Here is a 12,761-nt window from a genome sequence, read left to right as displayed (position 1 = left end):
CTCAGACGATACTTCCGTCGTAACGATTTTTTATTGATAAATCTTTGGTCGAACCTGTCTGCGTAGTGACTGCTTCACCCGCTATATTTGTAACCATACCGGATGACGCGCCATTAATGAGTACCTTGACACCCGGTGTTAGTTTCTTTGTATGTACCGACGTTGCTTGAATATATTTAAAATAAAATGTTGAACCTGGCTGATGAGAATGCGGCCCGGTTTGCCATCTTTTCGCAGCGACGAGATTATGCCCCAACGAGAGGGATAATACATCGGTGGTTTCTTCCGCATTAACTACCTTAAGATGCAAGGAAAAAATTCCGTCAGCTACAGTATCGGCGCAATTCATTTCCCAACTTATCCAGTCGGTTGTCAATAAACGGGAACCTGCCAGAGCTGGCGTCATTACCACCCCGAGGTTTTCGGCTGGTTCTCCCGTCCAGACCAGAAAAATCTCTTTGTTTCGCGGGTAGTCGGATGGTTTGCGCCTCATTTTCAGCTTATGGATTGCTCCGTGACATGGATAAGCGGTGGCAACTGAATCGAAAGCGACGGGCATATCGTCGAACAAAACTTCGATGTCCAAGGGAGTATCAATTACACCGCCTGGAACCGGGGGAGATTCTGGCAAACCCATTTTCCGGAGCGAAAAATGCAGTAAAAAAGGACCGATATCTGCCAGTTCCGTGGAAATAGTCCAGATCAACGAGGTGGTGCCTGCTGCCATCGCACACCCCTGATTAATTGGAGGGTCGAATACCAGGCCTTTAATACTGCCCAGGTATTCAAGTTCGACGAGCGCATCAGGATTACCGATCAACCAACTGTATTCATAATACAGCTCCAACTTACAATTTTTACCCACCGGAATATTCAGCTGAAGATCGTCCCATCTGACCCATACACCGTCTACAAAAGGGATGAATTCTTGATACCAAGTGTTTGAATCCAGTACCTTGTTGTCCATGTTTTTCTCCTAGATGTTGTAGAACGAACGACAACTAAAAGTCAAAGAAAACGCTCTGTAGCAAAATTTTCGAACGAAGCACCGACTCTATTCAAAATGTTCTCTCCTGTTTCATAAGCAGTATTTGCTCATCAACCGTCCCTATCGCTTGCAGTCGGGCGTACCTCCAGCGCAATGGTTTTTCCGACCCAACCGACATAGCCGCCCGTCACAACAGCATCGACAAGCGTTGGCGAGCGACCTGGCATATAAAACGAAATCTCGGCCACTCCGTCGGCATTTGTGAAGGTCGGTGGAATAACGCGATCCGGAACATCCCAACGAACTTCCACGTTTTCCAAAGGCTCGCCTGTCATGGCCGAGACAACGATGGCGAACGCGGTCACTTTTTCTCCGATCGCCCAACTCGGTTGTGGACTCGTAAGATCCTGGATATCCCGAGGATGATTGAGGGCATACGAAATGGAGACGGACGCCGCATATCCGCCTTCCCCGACTGTCGCAACCAGTTGCGCCGCACCCGGGGTTGTCGGCGTGAAACGAACCCGCGCGACGCCATAAAAATCCGTTATTGACGTCACGTCGCCAAGGTCAGGACTGCGCCAGGTCACCCGCCACCCGGACATCGGTTTGCCGGTAATGGATGAAGTTACCGAGACCTGCTGTTCGAGCACCTGGCCCCAATCCAGCGTTTGATGAGCCGTGTCACCCACAAGAATTTTCAATACCTGATCGCCTACGCCCAATGACATCGCATTGGCCGGTGACAGACTCGCCAGCCGCTCGGCGCCCAGGCGCAAGGCGAACCCGCCATCCTTGATGTCCCCACCCTCGAATTCATACTCCAAAAATGACCCGAGAAATGGCCTCGGCATTCCCAATGCAGTACTCGGCGAGAAGCGCAAACCCAGTTCGGCGGGCCCGGTTCCCGTCAGCCCCAGCGTCAACTCACGCCCGACCAAGGGGCTGTCCTTTTCCGCGGAAAACTCAATTCTGTGTTGGCCCTTGCGACGCGGAAAATAGGTTTTTTCGCCCCACGGCTGTTCCAACATCCCATCAAAGCTGACCAGCAATCCTGCCCATGGATCACTGGCCAGCACGGTGACCGGCATCGTCCGTTTGTGGACAAAATCGTCATAACGGCTGGCAATCTCGGCGCTGACATCCTGCGTACCCGCGAGATTCGGTTCGAAGGCGAAACCGGCCCAGCCATTGGCATCGGTCGGCACTTCAACGGAGCCTTTTTGCGTAAGCCATGTCACCGGCACATGTTCCACCGCGTGTGCGGTGTAATGGGAAAACACCTGTAGCCACAGCCACGCCGGGGCTTGCCCGATAACCGGGTCGACGGACGCTTCACGGCTTGCCTCGATCCTGATCCTGTTATGAGCCAGATTCATTGGGTTGGCGACAGTGTCTTTTTGCAGTTGCGGCAGTTCCAGTGCCAGGCTGAACAAGCCAGGTGCGGCACTGGCACTGAAATCGAGGAGCCAGCGAGCGCCGCCATCTTCGATTGTTTGCAGCTGATCCAGCGCGGGTTCGACGCCGGCATTCAATTCATCCGCTGGCGTTCCCGACCAACCAAGCTTCGCTGAGAGCCCTACCAGCGGGCTCAGTGCGTTGGGTACAAAGACGTGGCGGTGATGCGCCCCCAGGCATGGATACATTTGCGCCCCGGGGGGCGCCCACACCTGATCCAGATAAACAGTGAACTCGTCATCCAGATCAGGGGCCACGAGACGGCCGAACAATTCACGATCGGTAGACAGTTTCGGGGTACTTAACTTCAGATCGAACAAACTGCTGACGCTGTTTATCTCAGAGCTGATCGGCCATTCCACACCCTCTGCGGGAAGCGCGATGGCAACGCCGATGTCCTTGACGGTCAGACCGATGGCGGGATCAGCGCCTCGCCAGTCGAGGGTCAGCGGCTCACCGATCAGCGTGTCGGAAATCGGCAGCACTTTCAGACGGTGCGAACCACCCCGCCAACACAGCAAGCCGACCGCAACGTGATCGACCGCTTCACCGTCGAGAAGGATTTGGACTTCTGTCTTCCATGGGCTCGTAGCCAGTGCCTCGACGTCGAAAGCATGCTCGATCGGCACCGCATCTTCATGTGCCCTGATGCCGGCGGTGACAATCATGTTTCCGGCACTGGTCGGCGAGTACAGCAGACTGGCCCAGCCGCCTGCTCCGGTGACGGTAGAGACGACGTGCTCCGGCGTCTGCCAGTCAACCAGCGCATTGCTCACCGGTTCGCCCGGGCCGCTGCTCGTCACGTGCAACACTTGCACCCGTAGCAGCACGCTTTCCTGCTCATCCACCACGGGAAACTTGTTGGCCTCGCGCACTTCGCCGATTTCAACAAGATTGCGCGCCAGTGACATGGGTTTCTTCGGCGAGGGCAGCAACAGTTTCGAACAGACCAGCGACAGTTCGAAACGACCGTCCAGACGATCCTCGTTGATCAGCGTCCAGACAGTGTTCACCTGGTCGATCAGCACCGGATCGCCAAGCGCCGGGGTGATAAAGACGCCAAGCTGCTCGGGCGAATCGCCGTTCCAGTGCAATGAAAACGCGCTGCCCAGCAATGGACTGTCGACCGGCAGTTTCACATCGACCGGGTAGCTCGTGCCCCGGTTGGGATAACCGGTTTTTTCCTCCCAGCGTGCCTCGATGCCACCGCTGACCGCCATAAGCTCTTTCCATGGATCGGTTGCCAGCACCCGCAGCACGGTGGTTTCGGTATACACACCGCTTTCGTAGTAGGCGCTGTCAACCGAGGCCTGGACGTCGAACGTACCGGCAATGTCAGGTGTGTAATCAAAATAAGCCCAGCCATCGGCGCCGGTGATCGCAGAAACCTCAACGGCCTGTCCCGCAACAGACCAGCGAACCGTGCGCCCTTCTACCGGTTTGCCGGTGTAATACGAGGCGACCAACACGCCAAGCCGCACACTTTGTCCGTATTCGAGCACCGGGTAGTAAGCCGCCTCCTGCCATTCTCTGAAAATCAGACAGTGATGGCCCAGCGACACTTCAATCGGGTAAGGATCGGCCGTGTATTCATTCACGAGGTTCATCGTAAACAGATAGGGCTCTTCATCGCCGAGATACGGACAGTCGAGCGACCATGGGGCATTCAGCGGATGGTCTTGATCCCATTCAGGAGTGGCAACAATCCCTGACAGCTCATCGCTGAGGGTCAATGCCGCTTGAGTGCCCGTCCACGCACTGTCGGGATCGAGTTCGAAGCGAAGCTGATGAGAAAACGATCCTGAAGCGCCGAGGCAAAGATAGAGCGGCTCATCCTTGCGCGCAGGCTGCGAGTCGAGCTTCCATCCCTGCAATGCGACCGGTGCCAGATTCAGTGAGATTCTGATATGCGTAATGCGGATCGCGCTTAAAAAATCCCCCGGGTCATTGATGGGGCTCTTCACCTCGATTTTGATGCTTTGCTGATCGGTGAAAGCCAGAAGCAGCGGGCATTCGTATTTGATCGGTTTATAGACCCGTGGCAAACCCCGTTCGATTCGCGCCTGATCTTCTTCAAGGTCCCGTTCTGCTCCCGGCATCAACTCTATCGTCAGCTGTTCCGATTCATTACCAACGACGCTTATGGTCATTGTGCCGGGCAGGGTGTGTTGCGTTTCGCACAAAAAGCTCAAGCTGTAGCTCGCCTGCGCACCGGGATTTTTGGGGACTTTGAACTCCTGACTGACGGACGACCGGTTGCCGGCTTTCAAGAAGGAAGTCAGCACAGACTCGTATTCTTCTGTTGCAACACCCAGCCAACTGGCGTTGATGGGCCCCTTTTCCCAGAAATCCATCGCTTGCCGGAAATCACCGTTCAGCACCAGGCTCTTGTTGCCTTGGATGATGGGATTATTCATGGCTGCCGACTCCTTTCGCCCGAGTGTGCAGAGCTTCGGCTTCGAACCGGTTTACCAGATCTTCCACGGATCGAACGAAGACGGGCTCCCCCGCTTTGGCGGTGTATCGAATGCGCACGATGATGTCGGTCAGTGAAGCGAGCAGGGAACTTTGCGGTTCCTTTTTCGGCCACGGGCAATGCAGTTGCCAGCGTGAAACCGCGCCAGTGTTTTCGAAGGGGTTGAGCAAGCCTTCGTCAGGCTTCATCGCCGACAGTCCGTTGTCAGCCATGCCCAGCGACAAGGCAATTTGTTGGCTGCTGCGCAAGTTGATCTGCACATCCGCCGGCGCCAGATTACCCTCGGGCTTATGCAAATAAAGCACGGACGCCGGCGATGCCTTCGTTGCCGTCATGCTGCTGATTTGCACCAGCGTCGCCCGCACATCCTGATAAGGTCCGACCAGTACCGGTAGATCCACCTCGACAGAGTTTATCTGCCGACAGTAATGCCCGGGATGGTCACGATCGTATGCAAGTTGCGTGAGACTGAACTCCAGCGTGCCCTTGTCCAGCAATTGCGCCAGGGCTGCTGGCCAGTTCGTATAGCCGGGTTGCGGTTCCAGGGTGTCGGCAAACAGCTGGCGCAGGGAAACGGTTTTGACCAGCTCCAGTCGACGTTCATGACGTTGCAGATATTCACGCTCCAGCCGCAGCAGATAACCGCGCAGATGCTCGCCCGCCGTGAGGCCATATCGGTTGTCCAGCCAGACTTGCGGCATCGGGATCTGCGCTTCGTAATCGCCGGTTTCGGCACTCAGCGAGGCCTGGGCGCTGAGGCACAGACTGACCACCGCGTCGTACGCCTGGTAGTGCAACGCTTTGAACTGGCCAAGCAACCAGCCGAACAATTCGGCATTGCCCGAACGTTTCTTGAGAAAGTTGTAAACCGTCAGCGCCTGATTATTGGCCGTGACAGTTTGCGTCAGGCTCGTGCGTGCCGCCGCCACGGCGAGGTTTTGCGCCTTGATTTGTTCATCGATGGCCCGCACTTCAGCCAGCGCTTGATCACGCTGCAACTGCCAGTCGTCACGGCGCCGGCGGTAACCTTCGGTGGTGGCTTGTTTATCGGCGTCGATTTGCATGACCGAGGCCGCTACGCTCAATCCGAAGCACACCGCATCAGTGATTTTATCTATCCGGAAACCGCCCGCAGCCATACCGAAGATGTTTGGCAAGGCGGCCAGCACAGCACCGGCAGGTTTGATACTGGATGACGAAAGCGACAGGATTCTGGACAGGTGCAAGCTCTCCATGACCTCGTATTCAACTGCCGAAATATGCTCGACAAAACGCTGGTCATAGGCCGTCGCCCGTTCCTGCGCAAGCGCGCGGCTCTGCATCAGGGCGGCGACATTCGCTTGCAGTTGCTCAATGGTTTGCTCTTGAACACTCTTTGCATAGGCGCCCAGCTCGACCAGATGGTTTTGCTGCAATTCTTCCTGTTCGGCGCGATCGCGTTGCTCCAGCAGACGCAGCACCTGGCTGCCGTGCTCCTGCAGAATTTGCACCGCGCGCAACGCGACTTCGTACGTCACGCGCCAACGGAAAGCCCCCACGACCAGACGCCCGCCCATGGGCCTCGGCCCGCCAATGCCGCCCGATGCCAGATCACGCAACAACTGGTTGGGGTCTGTCGGCGGACTGAACAGCGGTATGTCCAGCGGTTTGCCATCCAGTGTGAGGTTATTGCGCAGGTTGTGCAGACGCTGGTTCGGCAAATCGTACAGCGCAAGCAACTGTTCATTGATCGGGCAGACAAAAGGCTCGTTCGCCAGTAACCCGAACTCGGGCGCCACCTCGGCGGTGGAGGGAAAATCGCTCAGGCTGAATTCAAGACTCGTTTCAAATGCTTCGAGGGCCGGCCGTGAGCGGCTTTTCTCCAACAGGTCTTTAATGGTTGTGGTTTGCCAACGGTTGGCGGTTCTTATCAGTGGGGCCGGCCCCATCAGGAACTCCGCCTGGACATAACACAGTTTCGCCGCACTTATACCTTCACGCGTCAGCTGGCGGTAATGCCAGTCACCCCACGCCACCAGATTCCTCACGTATTCGGTGAATATGAGAATCCTGAAGTGACGAGGGGTGCCATAGCCGATCGCGTCTGGATCAACGACGCTTTTAGTTTCATAGCCGATGTCACCGGCCTCATCCAGCGGCCGACAGCGCCAGTACGCCGGTTTGGCATTTGGCGTTTCGTCTGACTCGGCGACCATGGGCGCTTGCGGGTCAAACAGATAGTGCAGCCATTTTTGTGCTTCGAGGAATCGATCCTCGGCGTTCAACCGAGCAAATACCAGGTGCGGCACATGAAAGAACAGCTCCCAGAAAATCAAACCGTTGGCACTGTTGAATCCACCGTTGCGCTCACTGATTGTGAAACCTTCCGGCGGCGGCTCTGCCACGAACTGATTGTCCCAATCGAGCACCGCATCGACGGAAATGTTTGAACGCTGAACCAGTTCCGGACCGAATAGCGAGTTCAAACGGACGAACTTCAGTGCCAGCTCTTGCTGATTGATGTCGAGAAACTGGGCCGCATCTTCGGTGTTCTTGTGCAGCCGAGGCGCAGCCCACGCCGCGAGATCGTTGATCGTGAGCTTCAAGCTCAGACACCCGTTCGCGCCTTCCGAAGTGTCGCCGAACAACAGTATCGTAGGATCAGGCCATGACCCTTTCGCACGCGTGAATGTCAGCGACTGCGTATTCCAGCCACCTTTTAACGCAAAGCTCTCTTTGATCGCCGGGTCTGTACCAGAAGCGTGCTGCAATTTCAGTTCCAGCTCCACATCGTCCCCGACCAGCCCCGTCGGCCTGCAAAATCCCTGCACGACAAGCTTATCTTCGTCTCCTTGGCGATATGCCTGTAAACGCACATTAAGGTAGGGCGTCAGCTGACCCGCTGGCGCGTCGGTGCGAACAACCTTCAAGTCCATTCCGAGGGGATGCTGGACAGTGTTCACACTGTCAAAACGCGAAAGCCGATCGTTAAGCCAAACGCCCTCATCGCTAACCAATGGTCGAAACAGCACATCCCACGCCACGAATACTTTAAGTGTATGGGGATCCGACTGTTCGTTTGTCGCCAGAATCCCCAGCTTGCCCTTGGGGGAGAAGTAATCCGTCCACACAGTGGCGAGCAGTCGAAGGCCAGCGGACTTGTCGGTGGTGTGGGTTGACGTGTGGGCGTTCAACGGTGCCGACCACGTGCCGTTTTGCGACTTGAACGCGACTTGAATGATCAACTGATGCGGTGAAAATCTACCATCGTCCAGATCTACTTTGTCGCGCCACTCGGCCCACACCAGGCATAACCGGCCGCTCCAGAACACCGGGCGCATGTCCAGAACCCTGCCGGTGGGAATATCGACCGGCTGCCATTCGCTCCAGGCTGCCGGATTGATGGCGTCGGATTTCGTATTCAAATCTACTTCGGCCTTACGCCAGAAGTACTGATAAGGCGGCACTCGCTGGCGACCCACAAAGTAGTAGTCGGCATACAGCGGCGAAGCACCATCCATGTAGCCACTGACCACGTCCAGGTTGCAGGTCTGCTCGAATGTTTTCAGGTAGTCCTGCAGGGCGGCCTGCACGGAGTCGATGCTCAAACGCGCCTGGTTCAGATTGTTTTCAAGGGTTTTGAACAGACTGGTCTTGCGTAGCCGTGTAAAGGGGTTGGTGTAGTTTTCCGAATAATTTTCGATCATTTTCACTGCGACCCAATCGGGCCGGTTGTTGTAAAGCTCCCACATGGCCAGATGCGATTTGTCGAACTGAATGTCTGCGTATCCCGGCTCCAGCTTGCGATACGCCGCATGAATGAATTGCTGGGCGCAGCTCGTCGCTTCGGCGACCCAGGAGCTTTGAACCGCATAGGTGTCCAACGGATCCATGCGCAACAACTCAAACAGATCCGCAGGGGTTCTGAGAAAGTCGTACTTCGGCAGGTCGCCTTTACCGACCTGGCCGATGCAATATTCGACTAGGGCTTCTCGACGTTTTTCAAGCAAGCCGGCCATCGTGTTCAGTGTCATGATCCGTTCTCCTGCGGGGCGAAAGCGAGCACACGTGAAGCATCAGCGAAGCCGGTCATGGCACGTCCGGTGCGGGTGCAAACGTGATGGGCTCAAACTCCGACTTGGTGTTGCTGGCGGAGATGATGATTTCGATCTTGAACCGCCCACCGCTGGGACTGGACACAAACACCCGCGTCACCCCCTCCTGGTTTGTAAGGCCCTGAGCGGGACGGATGATCAAGGTGGGCGACTCGATATCGCTGTCCAGCGCCTCGAAAGTCCAGTCGACCAGGCTGTTGATACCCAGGTTCTGGTAACGATCCATTAGCGTGGCGTAGAGCTCGATTTCTCCGCCGAATGCGACGACGCCCAGTGGCACTGGCGACATGAGCGGAGGTGGAAACTGCAAAGTGTCTTTATCGGCGATCACCTGGATGGTCGGCGCATACTCGGGCTCTAACAGATCCAGCCAGAACATCGGCGTGTCGGTACCCATGACTTTGCCGGGAATGAACGTCGCCTTGGCCTGCCCACTGGAGTCCGTCGCGACAGTCGCGAGAGTGCCGAGCACAGCCCTCCAGTAGACGTTGACGCCGGTCAACGGTTTGCCGGCGATGTCCTTGAGCGTCACGGTAAACGTGAGAGGTGCGTCCTGCTGGTTGGCAACCACCTCGGTTTGGTCGACCTCGCAGGTCATGCTGACGATCTGCTTCAGATCTTCGGCAACCTTGAGCACCGGCGCAGCGGTTTCGGTAAGGCTGGGCAATGCGTGTTCAGCCGCATCCTTATAACTGTCCTTATCGACTACTTCGGGCAACCTCCCCATCAGAAAGATTGTCAGCGCGTCCATGCCGGTGTGCGCCGACAGCACACGGATACGCATGAGCAAATCCAGTTCGATGAGACTGCGCAGAATTTTGTACTGCGGCGCAATGCGGTCGACGCATTCGCGCACCTCTTGTACGCTCCAGTCGAAAAATTCCGCCAGGCGGATCGCCGCCGCTTCTTGAGCGATGCGTGCTGGATTTGGCGTGAGCGGATCAGGCAAGGCATCGACCTCGCGCAAATAGGCAAGCAGTTTGCTGGCCGGTTGCTCACTGAGCTCGAAGGCCCGGGCGAGCACGGTCAAGTAATAGAGAGTCCTGACTGTGAATGCGTGCTTATCATCCTGATTCAGCCAGGCTTTGTGGCCGTAATTCAGATAGTCCTGCAACAGCTCGGCGGACAGTTCAAATCGGGTCACGATTGCACTGCGCCGGCGCAGATCCGCCAGCAGCACGAGCAGGGGATCGGCAGGCGCCCAACGAGCCTTCGTGACACCTTCAAGCCCTGACTCCGAACGCTCGGAAACCTGGCGCAAAAGCTGGTAGACCGTCGCATTGGCCCAGGCCAGAACCAACAGCGCCTGCTCGGCGTTGATACCCGCATACACCGCCAGGGTCTCCTTGACCAAGGACACCTGGGCTTCTTGGGCCTGCATCAATACGGTAAACATTTGCTCGACGATCAGCGCTCGGGTGGCGCTATCGATTTCGCCGAGCCCATCCCTGACGGCCTGATTGAGGATCGTTCGGACGAACGTCGGATAATCGCCTTGAACGTCCGCAGCGCCGATCACCAGACCATCGGGATCGACCAGCACCGTCAACAAATCGAGCCAACTGGCACCCGGCAGCACCGGTACGCCTGCCATCAGCAAAGCCGTGTTGGTGAACAGTGAACCGGGTAACAGATTGAGCACCTGCTCGAACAAGCGGGTCTCGGTTTCGCCGGGAACCGTGGGCGCCTGGGGCGGCGCTACCTGCTGCAGTATCCATAACATTGGCAGTTTGCGATCGGTACACCAGCCGGCGCACGAATGCATCGCGTAAATCAGATTCAGCGCATCCGGTACGCCGGCGTCCGACCCGATTCCCGGGATACCGGCCAGACCGTCAACCCATCCCTTGCCCCCGAGCAAGCTGAGCATCAATACGCCCTCGACCGGCGTGATGCCCAGCAGAGTCGGCAGTTTCACCAGGCGGTAGAAAGCGGACAGCGTCGGCGCGTCCCGCAACAGGTTATCCGCTTTGCCCTGCGCGCCGGCAATCGTAACGGCCAGATACGCGTAAGTCTTGAGGTCGATGGCCAGGCCACTGCAGATTTGCGTCACGGTCAGATCGGGCTGACCTTGTGCGGGCAATATCGGGAAAGGCTCGTTATCCAGCACCAATGGCTGACGATAATCGCCCTGGCCATTGAAGATCTGATCGAACTGCGAAAGTGTTTCGCCGCGACCGTATAAAGAGACTTCATCGATAAACGCCGCGAAATCCTGCGCCGTGCAGTCATAGCGCTCACGCAACGATTGAAACAGTCCCAAGGCATGGATGACGTTTTCGCTGATCAGCCACTTATTTTCCTCAGGCGTTTCTCGACAATCGGCACGGATGGCCGCCGCGAGTAACGCATCGACTTGATCGGAAGGCAGATCGAGCCACTGATCCAGACGCAGTTTGCGGTTGAGCCGGTCGAACTGTCGTAGCCCTTCTAACTCGATCGGATCAATGTCCAGCTTGTGGAGGAATTGGAATCCGTCGTCCGAACCGACAATTTCAATGCCGGGAAACGCATTGGCATTGATATAGACCGAACCCGAGTAACCGCTTTCTGCCACGCCATCAAGCTTCGCCCCATCCAATGAATAACTGACGTTGGGCGATCGTGTCGGCGCGAATGCACGCACTGATAACAACGCTTCCAGCCCCGGCGTATCGAGTTTGGTTCGCTGGCCAAAGAAGGCCACTTGATTGAGGTTTTGCCATGTCACCTGTGCCGCGCCGAAATTGACGACATAAAATTCGTCTCGATCATCAATCTCCGGGGCCGCCTCTGTCAGCAGTGTCCGCTGATAGGGCCCCAGCCGCGTGGCATGCGTCAACGCCCGACCGGCATCATCATCCCAGGCCTGATCCTGCAGAAAGTAGGGGAAATTGATATCCACCATGTGCGCAAAGTTGCCCACCGACATTCCATGGTGGCGGGCAACGGCATCCACTGTCACCCAGTGCTGGTAGTACGGCAGTCCATTGGGATAGCGCGCGTCGATCAATGATTGTTCAAGCTGCACGTCCGGTTCTTGTTTTTCGATAAACGTTTCGAGCACTTTGACAATGATGTCCACGGCTGACACTGACTGATGAACCGCGTTGAAGTCGACCGCCAATGCCGCCAGATCCTGGCGACGCTGCTTGAAGCGGTATTTCTCTTCAGCGCTGCCCACGGCCTCGATACGATCCTCGATCCAGCGCAGCAATTCGATCAGGTAGGCCACGGGCGAGGTAATCGATTCCAGCGCATCCGGTGGGCACATGGATTCGAATTTGGGCGAAAACAAGCCCTCGAAACTAGGGCCGCTGATCAGCGCGGTGAAACCGCTGCGAGCCCGAAAAACCTGCGGTGAGTCACCGTACAAGGTGTGTTCGATGAACTGACGCCGCAGGTAGACCGCCATGCTGTTGGCTCTGCGCAAAAACTGCCGGGCGTCGTCAGGACTGAGATTGTAGTCACGCGCCAGCCCGTGAACGCCCTTCTCCACCAGCGGCAAGATCGAGCCACCGTCCTTGAGGTAAGTGGCAAGGTTGGCGTATTGCGCGAGCTGCTCTTCACTGAACACCTGGCTCAATAGCTGCGAAGCCGGACGGGCATCAGCCATGATCTATTTCCTTGAGACGATAACAATCCTGAACGGCCGGAATGACGTCGCAGGCCGCGCATTTAGCTTCAATTGATTGGGCGCCCGGGCGGGTCGGTCGTCTACTGTCAGATCTGACAGGTCAGCCCACCGCCCGTCGGTTATTCGCTT

At 56.6% G+C, this 12,761-nt stretch carries 4 protein-coding genes; all 4 read right to left on the bottom strand.

Going from position 1 to position 12,761, the window contains the following annotated elements:
• Nucleotide 1: 1 nt before the first annotated feature.
• Complete coding sequence (locus GIW69_RS01770) at nt 2-967, bottom strand: hypothetical protein (protein ID WP_236480430.1); 966 nt, start codon at nt 965-967, stop codon at nt 2-4.
• Between the two features lie 131 nt (nt 968-1,098).
• On the bottom strand, nt 1,099-4,863 hold the full coding sequence (locus tag GIW69_RS01765) for an Ig-like domain-containing protein (protein WP_236480429.1): 3,765 nt from the start codon (nt 4,861-4,863) through the stop codon (nt 1,099-1,101).
• Entirely contained in the window at nt 4,856-8,935 is a 4,080-nt protein-coding gene (locus GIW69_RS01760; protein ID WP_236480428.1) for a Tc toxin subunit A-related protein, read from the bottom strand. The genes GIW69_RS01765 and GIW69_RS01760 overlap by 8 nt, the downstream gene beginning before the upstream one ends.
• A 55-nt stretch (nt 8,936-8,990) precedes the next feature.
• Nucleotides 8,991-12,611, bottom strand: coding sequence for a Tc toxin subunit A (locus GIW69_RS01755; protein WP_236480427.1), 3,621 nt, complete (start codon nt 12,609-12,611; stop codon nt 8,991-8,993).
• Nucleotides 12,612-12,761 lie beyond the last annotated feature (150 nt).

The organism is Pseudomonas syringae, from assembly GCF_021605415.1.
Taxonomy (GTDB): Bacteria; Pseudomonadota; Gammaproteobacteria; order Pseudomonadales; family Pseudomonadaceae; genus Aquipseudomonas; species Aquipseudomonas syringae_S.
This window is presented reverse-complemented; position numbering and strand designations above follow the sequence as displayed.

What these genes read in the sequence shown, in the direction of transcription:
- GIW69_RS01770 (WP_236480430.1), bottom strand. Translation starts at nt 967, where the DNA reads ATGGACAACAAGGTACTGGATTCAAACACTTGGTATCAAGAATTCATC.
- GIW69_RS01765 (WP_236480429.1), bottom strand. Translation starts at nt 4,863, where the DNA reads ATGAATAATCCCATCATCCAAGGCAACAAGAGCCTGGTGCTGAACGGT.
- GIW69_RS01760 (WP_236480428.1), bottom strand. Translation starts at nt 8,935, where the DNA reads ATGACACTGAACACGATGGCCGGCTTGCTTGAAAAACGTCGAGAAGCC.
- GIW69_RS01755 (WP_236480427.1), bottom strand. Translation starts at nt 12,611, where the DNA reads ATGGCTGATGCCCGTCCGGCTTCGCAGCTATTGAGCCAGGTGTTCAGT.